Annotated in this window: 15 protein-coding genes; 7 read left to right on the forward strand and 8 right to left on the reverse strand. The window is 71.0% G+C overall.

What is annotated here, in order from left to right:
* Positions 1-97 precede the first annotated feature (97 nt).
* Positions 98-841 carry a membrane protein insertase YidC gene (gene yidC / locus AB1K54_RS08030; protein WP_371202225.1) on the forward strand — a complete coding sequence of 248 codons (744 nt, stop codon included), beginning with the start codon at positions 98-100 and terminating at the stop codon, positions 839-841.
* Positions 842-875: 34 nt separating this feature from the next.
* Here yidC and AB1K54_RS08035 read toward each other — a convergent pair whose 3' ends face one another.
* Positions 876-1,364 (reverse strand): bifunctional nuclease family protein, encoded by a 489-nt coding sequence (locus tag AB1K54_RS08035; protein ID WP_371202226.1) that lies wholly within the window; start codon positions 1,362-1,364, stop codon positions 876-878.
* A 189-nt stretch (positions 1,365-1,553) separates the two neighbouring features.
* Between AB1K54_RS08035 and AB1K54_RS08040 the strand changes: the two genes are divergently transcribed.
* On the forward strand, positions 1,554-2,582 hold the full coding sequence (locus AB1K54_RS08040; RefSeq protein ID WP_371202227.1) for an LLM class flavin-dependent oxidoreductase: 1,029 nt from the start codon (positions 1,554-1,556) through the stop codon (positions 2,580-2,582).
* Positions 2,583-2,677: 95 nt separating this feature from the next.
* Here AB1K54_RS08040 and AB1K54_RS08045 read toward each other — a convergent pair whose 3' ends face one another.
* The 6 genes from AB1K54_RS08045 to moaA form a co-directional block, all read right to left on the reverse strand.
* Entirely contained in the window at positions 2,678-3,898 is a 1,221-nt protein-coding gene (locus tag AB1K54_RS08045; RefSeq protein ID WP_371202228.1) for a Dyp-type peroxidase, read from the reverse strand.
* Positions 3,898-4,281 (reverse strand): copper chaperone PCu(A)C, encoded by a 384-nt coding sequence (locus AB1K54_RS08050; protein WP_371202229.1) that lies wholly within the window; start codon positions 4,279-4,281, stop codon positions 3,898-3,900. The genes AB1K54_RS08045 and AB1K54_RS08050 overlap by 1 nt, the downstream gene beginning before the upstream one ends.
* A gap of 134 nt (positions 4,282-4,415) precedes the next feature.
* The gene (locus tag AB1K54_RS08055; protein ID WP_371202230.1) at positions 4,416-5,033 is read right to left on the reverse strand and encodes a copper resistance protein CopC; all 618 of its coding nucleotides are present in this window, start codon (positions 5,031-5,033) and stop codon (positions 4,416-4,418) included.
* A gap of 112 nt (positions 5,034-5,145) precedes the next feature.
* Positions 5,146-5,760 (reverse strand): hypothetical protein, encoded by a 615-nt coding sequence (locus AB1K54_RS08060; protein ID WP_371202231.1) that lies wholly within the window; start codon positions 5,758-5,760, stop codon positions 5,146-5,148.
* Between the two features lie 105 nt (positions 5,761-5,865).
* Positions 5,866-6,759, reverse strand: coding sequence for a formate dehydrogenase accessory sulfurtransferase FdhD (fdhD, locus tag AB1K54_RS08065; RefSeq protein ID WP_371202232.1), 894 nt, complete (start codon positions 6,757-6,759; stop codon positions 5,866-5,868).
* Positions 6,760-6,897: 138 nt separating this feature from the next.
* Positions 6,898-7,971, reverse strand: a complete 1,074-nt coding sequence (moaA, locus tag AB1K54_RS08070; RefSeq protein ID WP_371202233.1) for a GTP 3',8-cyclase MoaA — start codon at positions 7,969-7,971, stop codon at positions 6,898-6,900.
* A 174-nt stretch (positions 7,972-8,145) separates the two neighbouring features.
* Here moaA and AB1K54_RS08075 point away from each other — a divergent pair, with 174 nt between their 5' ends.
* From AB1K54_RS08075 to AB1K54_RS08095, 5 genes are all read left to right on the forward strand, one after another.
* Positions 8,146-9,591 carry a cytochrome ubiquinol oxidase subunit I gene (locus AB1K54_RS08075; protein WP_371202234.1) on the forward strand — a complete coding sequence of 482 codons (1,446 nt, stop codon included), beginning with the start codon at positions 8,146-8,148 and terminating at the stop codon, positions 9,589-9,591.
* 16 nt (positions 9,592-9,607) lie between these two features.
* On the forward strand, positions 9,608-10,642 hold the full coding sequence (gene cydB, locus AB1K54_RS08080; RefSeq protein ID WP_371202235.1) for a cytochrome d ubiquinol oxidase subunit II: 1,035 nt from the start codon (positions 9,608-9,610) through the stop codon (positions 10,640-10,642).
* Between the two features lie 41 nt (positions 10,643-10,683).
* Positions 10,684-12,471 (forward strand): thiol reductant ABC exporter subunit CydD, encoded by a 1,788-nt coding sequence (gene cydD, locus AB1K54_RS08085; protein WP_371202236.1) that lies wholly within the window; start codon positions 10,684-10,686, stop codon positions 12,469-12,471.
* A complete protein-coding gene (gene cydC / locus AB1K54_RS08090) occupies positions 12,468-14,204 on the forward strand; it encodes a thiol reductant ABC exporter subunit CydC (protein WP_371202237.1) in 1,737 nt (578 codons plus the stop codon). The genes cydD and cydC overlap by 4 nt, the downstream gene beginning before the upstream one ends.
* A 98-nt stretch (positions 14,205-14,302) precedes the next feature.
* Complete coding sequence (locus AB1K54_RS08095; protein ID WP_371202238.1) at positions 14,303-14,458, forward strand: hypothetical protein; 156 nt, start codon at positions 14,303-14,305, stop codon at positions 14,456-14,458.
* Positions 14,459-14,850: 392 nt separating this feature from the next.
* On the opposite strand, the gene AB1K54_RS08100 is transcribed toward AB1K54_RS08095, so the two are convergent.
* Positions 14,851-16,182 (reverse strand): DUF222 domain-containing protein, encoded by a 1,332-nt coding sequence (locus AB1K54_RS08100; protein ID WP_371202239.1) that lies wholly within the window; start codon positions 16,180-16,182, stop codon positions 14,851-14,853.
* Between the last annotated feature and the right edge of the window lie 44 nt (positions 16,183-16,226).

The following is a 16,226-nucleotide window of genomic DNA, read 5'->3' on the forward strand; positions in this document are numbered from 1 at the left end:
CTTCGCCGTCCGCCCCCGCGTCCGCCCGGACGCGATGTCGCGGCATCCCTTCGCGGCCGATCGATCCGCATCGACCTGCCACAGAACGGATACCGCCATGGACTTCTTCGCCTTCCCACCCGTCGCCGCCCTGCTCGATCTCGCCTACGCCGGGTTCATGGGCCTCGCCTCGCTTCTCGAACCCGTCGCGGGCGGGTCCGCCGCCGCGGCGGCCGTCGTGCTCGTAACGCTCCTCGTGCGCGCCGCGCTCATCCCCGTCGGAGTCTCACAGGCCAAGGCCGAGCAGGCGCGGGCGCGGCTCGCACCCGCCCTCGCCGCGCTGCGCAGACGCTTCGGCAACGACCCGGAGCGCCTGCAGCGCGAGACGATGCAGCTCTACCGCGATGAGCGCACGTCGCCGTTCGCCGGATGCCTGCCCGTGCTGCTGCAGGCCCCCGTCGTGGGGATCGTCTACGCGGTGTTCCTCCACCGCACGATCGCCGGCCACGCCAACGCGCTGCTGGATCACACGCTGTTCGGGGTGCCGCTGGGCACGAGCCTCGTCGGATCGCTCAGCGGCGGCGCCCCCGATGCCGCCGCCCTCGCGGTGTGCGGCACGATCGCGCTCCTCATCGCCGGCGTCGGCGAGCTCACGAGACGGCTGCTGCGGGTGCCTCCGCTTCCCCGAGTCGCCGACTCCCCGGTGCCCGCCGCGGCGACGAGCCTGCTCGGAGTGCTGCAGTTCACGACCGCCGTCGTGGCCCTGTTCGTGCCCGTCGCCGCCGGGCTGTACCTGCTGACGACCGTCGCCTGGACGCTCGCGCAGCGGCTGATCCTGCGCCGGGTGCATCCGCTGCCCTGACGGGCCGCGGGCGGGCGCGGAGCGGCGCCGACGCTCAGGCGAAGTCTTCGGGATCGACGTCGTCGAGGAACTTCTTGAACTCGTCGATGCTCTCGGCCGGGTCCTCGGTGGGCATGAAGTCGGTCACGCCCGCCTCTTCCATCACGGCGTCGGCGACCCAGATCGGCGCGCCGACGCGCGACGCGAGGGCGACGGCATCCGACGGTCTGGAATCGACCACCTGCTCGCCCTGCGCCGACGCGAGCGTCACCTCGGCGTAGAACGTGCCGTCGTCGATGCGGGTCACCTCGACCCGCACGAGCTTCACGTCGAGCGCGTCGAGCATCGAGCGCATGAGGTCGTGCGCGAGCGGACGTGGGACGGGCGCGTTCTCGACTGCGACGAGGATCGACGTGGCCTCCTGCTCGCCGATCCAGATCGGCAGGATCGGCCCGGTGCCCGGCATCTCGTCGATGGGCTTGAGCAGGATCACGTGCTGTCGCGTCGAATCGAGCGCGACTCCGGCGACGCGCACCTGAACCATGTCGCCGCCTCCTTCACACGAAGTGTCCTGCCATCGTAGGCGCGTCGGCAACACCCGTCGAGAACGCGCTGACTCGCCGAGTCCGCATGTCATTTCCGGTGACGACGGGGTGTCCCGGCGAGAACGCGGATGCTCGACGGGCAGTTCATTCACCGGAATACGCCCCGGCGGCGTACGGTTGTGCCCGACGTGAAACGCTTCGGAACACTCTCGTTCGGCCACTACGGTCCTCTCGGCGGCGGGCGCCAGCTCAGCGCCGGGGACTCGCTGCGCCAGGCCGTCGACCTCGCCCAGGGCATGGACGAGCTGGGGGCGAACGGGATCTACTTCCGCGTGCACCACTTCGCCCGTCAGCAGTCCTCGCCCATGCCGCTGCTCGCGGCGATCGCGGCCACGACCAAGCGCATCGAGATGGGCACCGGCGTCATCGACATGCGCTATGAGAGCCCGTTGTACCTCGCAGAGGAGGCGGCCGCGGTCGACCTCATCAGCGAGGGGCGGCTCGCGCTCGGGGTGAGCCGCGGCTCACCCGAGACGGTCGTGCGCGGGTACGAGGCGTTCGGCTACACCGGCTCGACCGACCCGCGTGGCGCCGACCTCGCCCGCGAGCACTTCGACCTGTTCCTGCGGGCGATCGAGGGCGAGGGCATCGCCGAACGCGACCCGAACAGCCCGTTCGGCGGCGGCACGGGACTGCAGCGCATCGAGCCCTACTCCCCCGGCCTGCGCTCGCGCGTGTGGTGGGGCGCCGGCGGGCGCGAGTCCGCCGAGTGGGCCGGTCGCACGGGGCTCAACCTGATGTCGTCGACGCTCGTCACCGAGGCCGACGGGCGGCCGTTCGACATCCTGCAGGCCGAGCAGATCGACCTGTTCCGTGCGGCCTGGCGCGAAGCCGGCCACGCGGGCGAGCCGCGCGTGTCGGTGAGCCGCTCGGTCTTCCCTCTCGTCACCGCCGAAGACCACCTCTCTTTCGGCGGACGCCAGGACAGCGACGGCATCGGCGTCATCGACGGGCTGCGCACCACCTTCGGCAAGACCTATGCCGCCGAGCCCGACGTGCTGATCGAGCAGCTGCAGCAGGATGCCGCGATCGCCGCGGCCGACACGCTCATGCTCACCATCCCGAGCCAGCTCGGAGTCGAGTTCAACCTGCGCGTCGTCGAGTCGTTCGCCTCGCACGTCGCACCGGCGCTCGGCTGGGAGCCTCAGGGCGCGTAGGCGACGCGGAACCGTTCGCACACCGCGGGCATCGGGGCGCCGGGGCGGCGCACCGAATGCCCACGCCGTGGCCTCGACGCTCGCGTCGCCGAAGGTCACGTCAACAGGGTGTCGCCGATGTATCCGCCCACGTCGCATCCGGGCGGGATCGCGAACACGGCTGAGCCGATGGGTGTCGTCCACTCGTTGAGCAAGTCGAGATCTGAGAGTCGTTGCTGGATCGGGACGAACTGACGGGCGACGTCGGCTTGGAATGACACGAAGATGAGGCCGGAGTCGGACACCTCAGCGCCGGCCGGCGACTGATCGTAGTTGTAGCCGCGTCGGAAGATGCGTTCTGACGGATTGTCCGAGCGCGCGCGGCGCATGTGGGAGAACTCGGGGATGACGGGGAATCCGAGCGTCGTCGTCGCGTCGAAGTCTGGTTCGTCGCGCTCTCCGGTGCCCGTGAGGGGGGCTCCGTTGTCGAGTGTTCGCCCCACCGATTGCTCCCTGCCGCCCCGGTCGAGCCGATCCCACTTGTCGAGATTCATGTGCGTGCGGCGGATGACTGCGCCGGTTCCCCCTGCCATCCACCCACCCGTCGCCCACACCACGGCATCGAAATCGGACGTGCCCGGCTGGGGGTTGGACGTTCCGTCCACCTGACCGAACAGGTTGCGCATCGTCGTGCCGGGAGCGACGCTCCCGTAGGCGCGGCGGAAACCGTGCTGTGTCCACCGCACCGACGCGAAACTGCGCGTGTCTTTCAAGAGCATCCGGGTGGCGTGCGCGACGGTGAGCGGGTCGTCGGCGGCGACCTGGAGCAAGAGGTCTCCGTCGCTGTATTCAGGCTGAAGCCGGTCGATGGCGAACGCGGGCAACGCCGCGAGCCAGTCGGGTGAGATGCCGCCCGCGCGCGCTACGAGAGCCGGGCCGAATCCGAACGTGACGGTGAGGCGAGCGGGCGACAGGGCCAGTTCCGGCTCCGAGTCGGCCAGCGCGGGGACGCCCTGCGTGAGGCGTGCGGCATCGTCGCTCAGAATCCGCATCATGCGCCGCAGGCCGATCCTGTCCGTCTCCGCGTGCAGATCGAGTCCTACGAACGTGGCGTGCGCTTGGGCGTCGGTGTCGATGCCGGCTTGGTGCGCGCCGTGAAAGGGCACCACCTCATCGCCGTTCAGGGGCACGGATGCCGCCGAGGTGCTGGGGGCCTGATTGAGCGCGAGGTCGATTCCGATTGCGGCGGCGGCTCCGGCCCCGGCGACAGCCCCTCCGATGAGAAACTGTCGCCGGGTCGATCCGGATCGACGTGCGCCCTTGTCGGGTGCGGGCATTACTCGTCCGTGTCCTGGTCGTCGCCCTCGTAGGTCTCATTCGCGCCCGAGTAGTCCTTCACGGGAGCGGTGAACTCGTACGTGGAGTCATCGGAGAACGTGAGAGTGAACGTCGCCTCGTCGCCAGCCGCGAGGGGGGCGGTGAGGTCCATGAGCATGATGTGGTTGCCGCCCGGTTCGAGGTGGAGCGTGCCCCCTGCCGGGATGACGAAGCCGCCCTCGATCGGCCGCATGATCATTTCGCCCGCGTCGTTCTCGACGGTCTCGTGGAGTTCGAGCATGGAGGATGCCTCGCTCGTGGCCGAGGTGACGGTCACGTCCTGGTCAGATGAGTTCGTCAACTCGCCGAACGCGGCAGACATGCCCTCGTCGGCTGCCTTCACCCAGGCATCCGAGATCGTCACGGACTCTCCAGCGGTTGCCGGTTGCGCCTCAGGCGCGCCCGAGGCGCAACCCGCGAGCGCGAGAGCGCTCGCCACGAGCAGGGCCGCGATGTGAGTGCTTCTGGTTCGGGTGTTCATAGGTTCTCGTGCCTTTCGATGCTGTCCCCCGCAGCCACGGACTCGTCCACGCCCTCCGGGGCGCCGCCGCGCTTGCGGCGACGAATGAGATGAATGAGCGCGTACACGGCGACGGCCGAAGCCGCGCCCCCCGCGCCGATGATGACGAGCCGCATGGCCGCGTCTGCCTGTGTGCTCTGATCGTTCTCGTCTGCGTCGCCCGACTCGGCCTCGGGCCTCGGCGGCTCCATCACCAGCGGTGCGGCGTCCCCGATGGTGAACGGGACCAGACCGGCGATCGGATGCCCATCGGCGGACACCACGCGCCAGCGAATCTCGTACCCCGCATCGGGCATACCCTCTCGCAGCGGCACCGTGAGGGTGCCGCCGTCGATGACCGGCTCACCAGCCACCCAATCGACGCCCGAGCCGTCCGCGACGACGATGGCCGCGCCGAGCGTCATGACGTCCGCCGTGAACGTCAACGTGACCGTCTCTGGTGCGGACGCGAGCGCCTCACCTTCGGCGGGACTGCTTGCGATCAACTCGTCATGTGCAGATGCGGCGACCGCCGCGCTGAGCGCGAGCAGCAGGCCCGCGACCATGCCGACGACTCCATTGCGCAATGCGCGCATATCGAACCCCTCCAGCGCAACGACCGCCGCGAGAGCAACCGCGCGCGAACTCAGACCGGCGAACACACCGGAACGACCACACATCGCCGCAGGACGTGGGCGACGCAGAACGTCAGAGCACGATTGTTCGAGGGGGCCCGCGATGCCTCAGGAGGGAAATCGCCAGAGCGTCGCGCAACGGCACGACGGACTCGATCACGGCGGGCAGGCGTACGGCGGGGGTGAGAGCGAAACGGAACGTCAGCGATGGAACGACCTTGCGCCGAACCCAGGCGACCGCCTCGCGCGCGATGGCCTGCAACCGTCGTGCGGCACGTTCGCCCCGGTAGATCGCCGCGACAGTCAAGAACGCGGCAACGGCGTGACCGACCCACATCCGCAGCTCGAACGGGGCGGCCGGCACTGCGCTGCCTGTGCTCAGCGCGATATGCGCGCCGTGCACATGCCCTTCGAGGTGGCCCGCCGCCGGCGATGCGGCCGCGCCCAGCACGAAGAGCAGGTGGAACAGCACCTGGCTGACGACGACCGCGAGAGACAGTCGCACGAGTGAGAGCGTCCGCCCGGCGAGCATCGTGCAGACCGACAGCGACAGCACCCAGGGAACAAGCAGCCCCAGCCAGCCGGGAACGTCCCCGCCCGCCGTCACATGCGACAACAGGGCGACCCACGTCGCCACCGTCGCCGCGACAGCGCCGCGCGCCACGCGGGGTGCACGAGAGCGACGCATGACACCCATTCAACCAGTTGTCGAGATATCCGCATTCGCACACATGTTCGAGTGTCGCTTCGAACTCCGTCGAGGTCGGCCCGCCTGCCTCAACGCCGATCGCCCTCAAGACCCTCGGAGGGCCCCACTTGCCAAGAGCGTCTGCCGTTCGCCTTCGACGCGCACCCGGTCGGGTCGGGAGTACACGTTCAGCGATCGGCCGCGCACGAATCCCGCCAGGGTCAGGCCCGAGGCCTCGGCGAGTTCGGCGGCCAGCGACGACGGCGCCGACACCGCGGACAGGATCGGGATGCCGGCCATCGCCGCCTTCTGCACCAGCTCGAAGCTCGCCCGGCCCGACACCTGCAGGATCGTCCCCCGCAGCGGCAGGCGTTCCTCGAGCACCGCCCAGCCGACCACCTTGTCGACGGCGTTGTGTCGGCCCACGTCCTCGCGCACGACCAGCAGTTCGCCGGTGGCCGCGTCGAACAGCGCCGCCGCGTGCAGCCCGCCGGTCTTCTCGAACACGGCCTGGTGCTCGCGCAGCGTGTCGGGAAGCGCCGCCAGAACGGCGACGTCGACGGATGCGGCATCCGTCGACACGTCGTACGCCGACGTCGTCTCGACCGCGTCGATCGACGCCTTGCCGCACACGCCGCACGAGCTCGTCGTGTAGAACGCGCGGGCGATGTCGGGGTCGGGCGCAGCGACTCCGGGAGCCAGGGCCACGTCGAGCACGTTGTAGGTGTTGCCGTCGGCGCCGCCGGTTCCGGGGCCGCCGCAGTGGATCGCCGAGCGGAACTCGTCGCCGCGCGAGATCACGCCCTCCGAGACGAGGAACCCCGCCGCGAGCTCGACGTCGTGCCCGGGGGTGCGCATCGTGACGGCGAGCGGCGTCCCGCCGACCCGGATCTCGAGCGGCTCCTCGACGGCCAGCACGTCGGCCCGGCGGCGCTGCGCGATGCCGTCTTCGCCGAGGACGATGCGCGTGACCGCACGGCGCTGCGTGATGCGTCCCATGTGTTCAGGGTATGCCCGTCCCGACCGGCGGGGGCCCGAGGTCGCCGGATCAGGAGAGGAGCCCCGGATCAGGACGAACGGGTGCGAACCGTCCTGATCCCGCAGCAGTCTCCTGATCTCGACCCGCGCGGGCCGGGATCAGCCGCCGATCGCGTTCATGCCCCGCGCGGGCTGCAGGAAGGAAGGGTCGTTGATCGCGTGACCGGGGAGCTTTCCGCGCACGCAGGAGCGCAGCATCCGGTCGATGCCGGTCTCGACCGCGTCGCCGCCGGCCCGCAGGATGGGCAGCAGGTCGTACTCGGTCGTAGAGAACAGGCAGTTGCGCAGCTGCCCGTCGGCGGTGAGCCGCAGGCGGTCGCAGTCGCCGCAGAAGGGCGCCGTCACCGAGGCGATCACGCCGACCGAGTCCGGGCCGCCGTCGAGCGTCCAGCGCTCCGCGGGCGCCCCGCCGCGCCCCGGCAGCGGCGTGAGCGTCCACCGCGCCGACAGCGCCTCGAGGATCTCTTCGCGGGTCACCATGCGCGCGCGGTTCCAGGTGTGGCCGGCATCGAGCGGCATCTGCTCGATGAACCGAAGCTGCGCGCCGTGCGCGACCGCGAACTCCACCAGCTCGACCAGCTCGTCGTCGTTGACGTCGCGCATCGCGACCGCGTTGAGCTTGAGGGGGCGAAGACCGGATGCCGCGGCCGCCGCGATCCCGTCGAGCACGTCGTCGAGCCGGTCGCGACGCGTGAGCTCGCGGAACCGCTCGTGCCGGAGCGTGTCGAGCGAGATGTTGAGGCGGCGCAGCCCCGCGTCGACGAGCCCGGGCAGGAAGTGCCGCAGGCGGATGCCGTTGGTGGTCATCGCGAGCTCGACGGGTTCGCCGCCCGGCCCGGTGATGCGCGCGAGGCGCTGCACGACCTCGACGATGTCCGGCCGCAGCAGCGGCTCGCCGCCGGTCAGGCGGAACGTCGTGATGCCTGCGGCTGCGGCCACCCGCGCGACCCGTTCGATCTCGTCGAGGGTCAGGATGCTCGTACGCGCGAGCCACTCGTTGCCCTGCTCGGGCATGCAGTACGTGCAGCGCAACGAACAGCGGTCGGTGAGCGAGATGCGCAGGTCGCGGTGGGTGCGCCCGTGCGTGTCGACGAGAGGGCCGCTGACCGCCGCTTGGCCCGCGCGCTCTTCGACGGGTCGGCGTACGCCGATCAGCACAGGCACGGCCGTCATCGCGCACCTCGCGGTGGATTCCGTCGCTGGCTGGCCATGCGTCGAGGCTACCCGCGTGCGGGACCGTCGGGTCCCACCTGGCAATAATCACGGCCTGGGGTACTCGTGGCCGTCGGATCGGCACGCTACGTTTGGCCGCAGGAGACGCGTGAAACCACACGACCGGAGGCGCGCATGGACCTGCTCGACCCGCTGCTGCTGGCTCGCTGGCAGTTCGGACTCACGACGCTGTACCACTTCCTGTTCGTTCCGCTGACCCTCGGCATGGCGCTGACGGTCTCGATCTTCCAGACGGCGTGGTTTCGCACGGCGAAGCTGAAGTGGCTGCACCTGACGCGCTTTTTCGGCAAGCTCTTCCTGATCAACTTCGCGATGGGCGTTGTGACGGGCATCGTGCAGGAGTTCCAGTTCGGCATGAACTGGTCCTCGTACAGCAGGTTCGTCGGCGACGTCTTCGGCGCGCCCCTCGCCTTCGAGGGGCTCATGGCGTTCTTCTTCGAAGCGACCTTCATCGGCCTGTGGATCTTCGGGTGGGACAAGCTGCCCAAGGGCCTGCACCTCGCAAGCATCTGGATCGCGACGATCGGCGCGTGGTTCTCGGCGTACTTCATCATCGCGGCCAACGCGTTCATGCAGAATCCGGTGGGCTTCCGCATCGCCGAGGAGGGCGGCCGCGCCGAGATGGCCGACTTCGGCGCGGTGCTGACCAACCCGGTCGCCCTCGCGGCGCTGCCGCACACCCTGTTCGCCGCGTTCATGATGACCGCGGGCGTGATCATCTCGGTCTCGGCCTGGCAGCTGCTGCGCGGGCGCAACCTCGAGATGATGCGCTCGTCGCTGAAGTACGGGCTGTGGGGAATGCTCGTCGCGTTCGCCGGAGTCGTGATCTCGGGTGACCAGCTGAGCCTCGTGATGGTCGCGACGCAGCCGATGAAGATGGCGGCGGCCGAGGCGATGTTCGACTCGGCATGCGGGGCGGATGCCTCGTTCTCTCTGTTCTCGATCGGAACGCCCGACGGCACGGGCGAGATCTGGTCGCTGCGGGTGCCGTACCTGCTGGCATTGCTGTCGACGCACTCGTTCGAAGGCTGCGTCGAGGGCATCAACGACCTCAACGCGGAGTACGCCACGACGGTCTTCCCGCAGTTCGCCGACCAGGTCGACGGCAACTTCGCGCCGATCCTCTGGGTGACGTACTGGTCGTTCCGCTGGATGATCGGCCTCGGCGGCCTCGCCGCATTGGTCGCGGTCGTGGGACTGTGGCTCACGCGCCGCAACGCCAAGCGGGCGGTGCCCGCCTGGGCCTGGAAGCTCGCGATCTGGGCGTGGCCGGCGTCGCTGTTCGCGCTCCTGGTCGGTTGGGTGTTCACCGAGATGGGCCGCCAGCCCTGGATCGTGTTCAGCCTCATGCTCACGCAGGACGGCGTCTCGCCGACGGTGCCCGGCTGGAACGTGTTGCTGTCGCTGGTGACGTTCACGCTCATCTACGCGATCCTCGCGGTGGTCGAGGTCGGGCTGATCATCAAGACCTCGAAGAAGGGGCCCGAGCCGTTGCCCGACCCCGACGCGCCGCCGCCCGCCGAGCCGGCGCTCGAAGACACCCCCACGACGGTCTACTGAAGATCGGGAGCACGCCATGGACCTCGCCTACCTCTGGTTCTTCATCGTCGGATTCCTCTTCGTCGGCTACTTCGTGCTCGACGGGTTCGACTTCGGCGTCGGCATGTCGCTGCCGTTCCTCGGCAAGGACGACATCTCGCGCCGGCAGATCATCAACACGATCGGGCCGGTGTGGGACCTCAACGAGACGTGGGTGATCGTCGCGGGCGCGTGCCTGTTCGCGGCGTTCCCGGAGTGGTACGCGACGCTGTTCAGCGGGTTCTACCTCGCGCTGCTGCTGATCCTGCTCGCCCTCATCGCGCGCGGCGTCTCATTCGAGTACCGCCACCAGCGCGACGGCGCACGCTGGAAGAAGGGCTTCGACACGATGATCGTCGTCGGCTCGGCCCTTCCTGCGCTTCTGTGGGGCGTCGCCGTCGCGAACATCGTGCAGGGCGTGCCGCTGGACGCCGACCACGAGTTCACCGGGTCGCTGCTGACGCTGCTGAACCCGTACGGACTGCTGGGCGGCCTCACGACGCTGCTGCTGTTCTTCACGCACGGCGTGTATTTCGTCGCGCTCAAGACCGACGGCCAGGTGCGCGACGACGCGCGGCGTCTCGCCCTGCGGTCGGGGCTTGCCACGATCGTCGTGGCGGCAGCCTTCCTCGTGTGGACGATCGTGAACGCCCTGACCGCCGGCGCGCCGGCGGTCGGGCTCGTGATCGCGCTGGCGGCGGTGGCCGCGGTGTGCCTCATCGGCTCGTGGCTGGCCAACGCGCGCGGCGCCGAGGGCTGGGCGTTCGGCCTGGGCGCGGCGACGATCGTCGCGGCCGTGCTGACGCTGTGGCTGGCGCTGTTCCCGAATGTGATGCCCTCCACGACGGATGCCGCCAACAGCCTGACCATCGAGAACGCGTCGAGCACCGACTACACCCTCACGATCATGTCGTGGGCGGCGCTGGTGTTCCTGCCGCTCGTGCTGGCCTACCAGACGTGGACGTACTGGGTCTTCCGCAAGCGCGTGTCGCGCACGCGCATCGAGAGGGCCGCCGCCGCCCCGGCGCACTGACTCTGCGCGCGCGTCCCGCGCGGGGTGGCAAGATCGAAGGGATGGGGGAACAGGATGCCGCGGCCCCGCGCGTGAGCGCGAAGCCCGTCGACCCCCGACTTCTGCGCTACGCGTCCGCCTCCCGTGGCTTCTTCGCGCTGTCGGCCGCGCTGACGCTCGTGCAGGCGGCGGTGATCGTCGGCTTCGCGTGGACGCTGACCACGGCGCTCGTCGGAGCGCTGGAGGGCGCGCCGGTGGCCGACCTCGTGCCGCTTGTCGCGGCCGGGCTCGGGCTCGTCGTGGTGCGGGCGGCGCTGGTGGCGGCATCCGATCGCGTGTCCGCGCATGCGGCGGCCCGCTCGTCGCTGCAGCTGCGCGCGGCGCTCGTGGCGGCGATCGGCCGGCTCGGGCCGGGATGGCTCGCGCAGCGCAACGCGGCTTCGCTCGCGGTGACCGCCGGCCACGGGCTGGAAGCTCTCGACGCGTACTTCGGGCGGTACCTGCCGCAGCTGGTGGCGACGGTGATCGTGACGCCCGTGCTGCTGGTCGCGATCCTCGTCGCCGACCCTGTGTCGGCGCTCGTCGTCGTCGTGACGATGCCGCTCATCCCGATCTTCATGGTGCTGATCGGGCTCGCCACGCGCGCCGTGCAGCGCCGGCAGTACGGCACGCTCCACCGCCTCGCGGCGCGCTTCGCCGACACGGTCGGCGGCCTCGGGACCCTCAAGGCGTTCGGCCGCCAGCATCGGGCCGCCGACGCCATCGAGAAGGTCACCCGCGACTACAAGCGCGAGACGATGTCGGTGCTGCGCGTCTCGTTCGTCTCGGGGTTCGCCCTCGAGTTTCTCGCGAGCCTGTCGGTCGCGGTCATCGCCGTCACGATCGGCCTGCGGCTGCTGTCGGGCGAGCTCACTCTCGCGATCGGGCTCTTCGTGCTGCTGCTCGCGCCCGAGGCGTACCTGCCGCTGCGCCAGGTCGGCGTGCAGTTCCACGCCGCCGCCGAGGGCGTCGCGGCGACCGACGACGTGTTCTCCGTGCTCGATGCGGCGCGGCGGCTCACCCCCGCAGGTACCCCGACGCCGGTCGGCTCCTCCAGCGCGACTGCGGCACTTTCGCGCGACCGCGGCACATCTATGCGCCGCACTCGCACTTTTCTGCCGCACTCGGAAGCCGGTGACACGTCGGGGGTCGTCGAGCGGGCGCAGCGAGACGAGACGACGACGCCGCTGCTGGAGACCCGCGCGCTGCGCGTGCGGCGCGGCGACGATCTGCTCCCCGCCGTCGACCTCGCGGTGCACGCGGGCGAGATCGTGCTGCTCGAGGGGCCGAGCGGCGCGGGCAAGTCGAGCGTGCTCGCCGCCCTGCTCGGGTTCGCCGAGTGCGAAGGCGAGGTGCTGGTCGAGGGGATGACGGATGCCTCGCCCCGAGGCATCCTGTCGTGGTCCGATCAGCGCGCGGCGCTCATGTCGGGCACGGTGCTCGACAACGTCGCCCTCGGCGACCCCTCCCCCGACGCCGATCTGGCGCGCGCGTGCCTGGCCGCAGCGCAGGCGGACGACGTCGACCTCGCGACGACGCTGGGCGCGCTCGGCTGGGGGCTGTCCGGCGGGCAGGCGCAGCGCGTCGCCGTCGCCCGGGCGCTGTACCGCCTGCGGTCCGGTCGCGCGCGGGTGCTCGCCCTCGACGAGCCGTCGAGCGCACTGGATGCCGCGACCGAGGCGCGCCTGTGGCGGGCGCTGCGCGCCGAGGCCGACGCCGGGGCGGGCGTGCTGCTCGTGTCGCACCGCACGTCGGCGCGGGCGATCGCCGACCGAATCGTCGTGCTGGACCGCGCGGAGGTGATCTCGTGATCGCCCCCGAAGCGCGCCGTATCGTGCGCTCGGCCCAGCCGCGGGCGGCGCGCTTCGCGCCCGCCGTGCTGTCGGGCCTCGGCACGGCCGCGAGCGCGATCGCGCTGCTCGCCGCAAGCGCGTGGCTGATCACGCGCGCGGCCGAGCAGCCGGCCCTGCTCTACCTGTCGGCGGCGATCGTCGCGGTGCGGGCGTTCGCGCTCGGCCGGGGCGTGTTCCGCTACCTCGAGCGCCTGACCGGGCACGAGGCCGCCCTCGCGCAGCTGGCGACCGTGCGCGCGGGGCTCGTGCGGCGCCTGGTGCCCCTCGCACCGGACGGCCTCGGCGGCACCGGGCGCGGAGCACTGCTGTCGGGCGTCGTCGACGACGTCGACGAGCTGCAGAACCTCCCGCTGCGCGTGGTGCAGCCGATCGCGGTCGCGGGGCTGGCATCGCTCGCGAGCGTCGTCGCCGTGGCCTTCGCGTCGGTCCCCGCCGCGCTCACGCTGCTGGCATGCCTCGCGGTCGCCTTCGCGCTCGCCGTGTGGGTCGGCTGGGCCGCCGGCGCCCGCGCGGAGCGCGAGATCGCGCCGCTGCGCGCGCGGCTCTCGGATGCCCTGCTCGACCAGTTCGTCGGCCTGGACATGCTCACCGCGTTCGATGCGACGGATGCCTCGGCCGCCCGGGTGCGCGACGCCGACGAGGCGCTCCGCCGCGCGACGATCCGCCGCGCGACCGCGCAGGGGCTCACCGCGGGCGCGGTGTCGCTGCTCGCCGGCGTCGCCTCGCTCGCGGCCCTGGCCGCCGCCACGCCGCAGCTGAGCGACGGGCTGACCGGCCCTGCGCTCGCTGTGGTCGTGCTGCTGCCGATGGCGGTGTTCGAGGTGTTCGGCCCCGTCCCCCTCGCCCTCGCGTCGTGGCGGCAGGTGCGCGCGGCGGCCGAGCGCATCGCCGAGGCGGTTCCATCCGAGGTTCCCGCCGAGCTCCCCGCCGAAGGGCCGCCGGCGACGGGGGTCGCCCCCGCGCTCGGCGCCGGCATCGAGCTGCGCGGAGTCTCGGCCCGCTGGCCGGCCCGGGGCGGGGCGGGGCCCACGCGCCCAGAGGCTCCACTCGAGGCGTCAGCGGCGAGCGGGGCGGGCGTCGACGACTCCGGCCGCCTCGCGGACGTGACCCTCACGATCGCCCCCGGCGAGCGCGTGCTCGTCACAGGACCCACGGGCGCCGGCAAGACGACGCTCGCGCACGTGCTCGTGCGGTTCCTGGACTACGCCGGCTCGTACCGCATCGGCGGGGTCGAGGTGCGCGAGCTCGCGCCCGACGACGTGCGCCGCACGGTCGGGCTGTGCGAGCAGAGCCCCTACCTGTTCGACGAGTCGATCCGCCAGAACCTGCTGTTCGCGCGCGATTCGGCGACGGATGCCGACCTCTGGGCCGTCCTCGACCGCGTCGGCCTCGCGGAGTGGGCACATGATCGCGGAGGCCTCGACAGCCGCGTCGGCGACCGCGGCGGACTCGTGTCAGGCGGACAGGCGCAGCGCATCGCTCTCGCGCGGGCGATGCTCGCGGGATTCCCCGTGGTGGTGCTCGACGAGCCGACGGCGGGCGTCGACCCCGCGGCATCCGACGCCCTGCTCACCGACCTTCTCGGCGCTGTCGGCGACGATCGCGCGGTCGTGCTGATCTCGCACGTCGACGTGCCCGCCGGCCTCGTCGACCGGGAGGTGCGGATCGAGGCGGGAAGGGTCGCGGGCTGATCCACGCGGGCCGCCCGGCGCCCGATGGCGACGGCGCTCTCCTGCGCGATGCCCACGCCGACCTTCTGGACCACCTCGCAGGCAAGTCGGATCGCCAGGTGCGCGCGCTGGTCTACGCAGCGTCCGCGATCCGGCACCAGCTCTCCTTCGACCGCAACGAGCGCACCGCGAAGCTCATGGCCTGCGGCGAGCTCACGCGCCACGGGTTCGACGCGATCTCGATGCCCAGGTTGACTCGAAAGATCACACGGTGACCGCGTCCACGTCCAAGACGGACCCGGCCACCGCGCGCTACACCACGTTAAGGGGCACTACTTGCGCCCGAACCCGGTCCTGCACCTAACGGGGTCCCGGGTGACCCACATCTTCGGGAGCTGAGGTGCTGAGCAGGGGTGATCGCTCTCGCCCCCGGACTTGCGGCCGGTAGGTTGCCGAGCACGTTCACATTCGCCGGCGTCCTACTCGTCATCATCACGAGCTTCGTTGCACCCTGGCTCTACCAGCAGGCAGGCGTGACCTCTTCCTGGCCACCCAGCCTCACGGTCGGCGCGGTCGGGCTCGTATTCATCCCGCTCGGCCTCCTCATCGATCGTCGCCGAACCAAGACCCGAGCCTGAACCCAATCACCCACGAGACCCGGGGCGATTCAGAACGGTGGCGAGGAGTCGTCGAGACTCCGGGCCGGGCTCGCCGGGTGCGGCGGGCTTGGCCGGAAGACGGGGACTCGGCGTTCGGGGCGCACGACGTATCGTCGCCCGGTGGGTGAGATCCACTCGATGGCGCCGCCGCTGTCGGGCAGCTGCCTGACCATCCAGCCGCCGTGATGCTTGACGATGTGGTGCCCTTTGCAGAAGGGCGCGGTGTTGTCGAGGGAGGTGTGCCCGCCGTCGTGCCAGGCGAGGTTGTGGTCGATCTCGCACCGCGAGGCGGGCACGCCGCAACCGGGCGCCATGCACCGGTCGGCCCGCCAGCGGGTGAGCTTGCGGAGGGCGGCGGGCGGACGGTACTGCTCGCGGCCGACCGAGAGGACCATTCCGGTCTCGGGGTGGGTGAGCACCCGCATCCAGCCGCTGTCGCCGCCGCACAGCTCACGCGCCCGCGAGAGCGGGATCGGGCCGACGCCTTCGACGGTGGGCTGGTCGCCGACCCCGGCGGCGTGGTCGTCGAGCAGCGAGAGCGCGGGGACGGTGACGACCACCGTTGCACGAATACCCCGAGCCTCGGCCGGAGTGGACTCGGTGGTGCCGTCGATGAGCAGATCGCAGAGCACGTCGGCGCGTACCTGGTCGAGCGTGCGGGTCTCTTCTTCGTGTGCGGTGATCGCCTTCGCGAGCGCGGTGGCACGCGCGTGGATGGCCTGCAGTTCCACCGACGGCGCGAACACGGTGAGCGCGCTCATCCCATCGCTGCCGTGTTCGAGCACGACCCGACGGTGTTCGAGCGCGGCACGGGTGCGTTCCTCGATGGTGGTGGCCTGTGCCCGTTCGACGAGTGTGCGAAGCGCCCGCCGGAACGGCCCGACAGCCTCCGCCTCGGCCAGGACGACCGCGGGGGCGACGACGAGTTCGCGCAGCTCGGCCGGAAGCCGGTCGATCTCATCGACGAGCAGCTCCGCATGCCGGAGTGTGATACGCGCCCCGGCAAGCGAATCCAGTGCGCGCGGATACCGGTGCACCAGCGCCTCCGCCAGCTGAAGCATGCGACCGGCCGCGTACTCGCTGACGCGCATCGCCGCGGCCAGTTCGAGCCGGATCGACCGTTCCCTGACCTCGGTGTCGCCCACCCGACGCGCCGGCGCCTCCGCGAGCAGCTCACGACGCATCGCATCAACACGCTCCAGACGTTGCGCGGCGAACACCGCCTCCATCGTGGCGGCCTCGAGCACCAGGCCGACCGCGTCGGGCGCCAGCATCCATTCCTCGACAACAGCGACGTCCGCAGCAAGCTCCGGAACGTCGTGCTGCAGGATGTCTGTCATACCCCTACATTAGTACATATGTTCGATTGCTGGAAGCCCGAGTT

It is taken from the genome of Microbacterium sp. BWT-B31 (assembly GCF_041379855.1).
Lineage (GTDB): Bacteria > Actinomycetota > Actinomycetes > Actinomycetales > Microbacteriaceae > Microbacterium.

Bases quoted from the DNA above. Each gene is read 5' to 3' on its own strand.
- yidC (WP_371202225.1), top strand. From the start codon at position 98: ATGGACTTCTTCGCCTTCCCACCCGTCGCCGCCCTGCTCGATCTCGCC.
- AB1K54_RS08035 (WP_371202226.1), bottom strand. From the start codon at position 1,364: ATGGTTCAGGTGCGCGTCGCCGGAGTCGCGCTCGATTCGACGCGACAG.
- AB1K54_RS08045 (WP_371202228.1), bottom strand. From the start codon at position 3,898: ATGCCCGCACCCGACAAGGGCGCACGTCGATCCGGATCGACCCGGCGA.
- AB1K54_RS08055 (WP_371202230.1), bottom strand. From the start codon at position 5,033: ATGCGCGCATTGCGCAATGGAGTCGTCGGCATGGTCGCGGGCCTGCTG.
- AB1K54_RS08060 (WP_371202231.1), bottom strand. From the start codon at position 5,760: ATGCGTCGCTCTCGTGCACCCCGCGTGGCGCGCGGCGCTGTCGCGGCG.
- fdhD (WP_371202232.1), bottom strand. From the start codon at position 6,759: ATGGGACGCATCACGCAGCGCCGTGCGGTCACGCGCATCGTCCTCGGC.
- moaA (WP_371202233.1), bottom strand. From the start codon at position 7,971: ATGACGGCCGTGCCTGTGCTGATCGGCGTACGCCGACCCGTCGAAGAG.
- AB1K54_RS08075 (WP_371202234.1), top strand. From the start codon at position 8,146: ATGGACCTGCTCGACCCGCTGCTGCTGGCTCGCTGGCAGTTCGGACTC.
- cydB (WP_371202235.1), top strand. From the start codon at position 9,608: ATGGACCTCGCCTACCTCTGGTTCTTCATCGTCGGATTCCTCTTCGTC.
- cydD (WP_371202236.1), top strand. From the start codon at position 10,684: ATGGGGGAACAGGATGCCGCGGCCCCGCGCGTGAGCGCGAAGCCCGTC.
- AB1K54_RS08100 (WP_371202239.1), bottom strand. From the start codon at position 16,182: ATGACAGACATCCTGCAGCACGACGTTCCGGAGCTTGCTGCGGACGTC.